We start from the raw sequence: 293 nt of genomic DNA on the forward strand, positions 1-293 counted from the left end.
TAGTGACATCTCCTCTTAACCTTCCAGCACCGGGCAGGTGTCAGGCTGTATACGTCATCTTTCGAGTTTGCACAGCCCTGTGTTTTTGTTAAACAGTTGCCTGGACCTATTCTCTGCGCCTCATATTGCTATGAGGACCCCTTATCCCGAAGTTACGGGGTCAATTTGCCTAGTTCCTTAACCATGAATCTCTCAACGCCTTAGTATGTTCTACCCGTCTACCTGTGTCGGATTGCGGTACGGGTACCTTTAGAATATGCTTAGCGGATTTTCTTGGAAGTCTGATTACCTGC

General features: G+C 47.4%; 1 rRNA gene. It reads right to left on the reverse strand.

Features of this window, described 5'->3' with window-relative positions:
* A 23S ribosomal RNA gene (locus tag X919_RS15930) occupies window positions 1–293 on the reverse strand; the annotation flags it as partial.

The organism is Prevotella sp. HJM029 (genome assembly GCF_000599605.1).
Lineage (GTDB): Bacteria > Bacteroidota > Bacteroidia > Bacteroidales > Bacteroidaceae > Prevotella.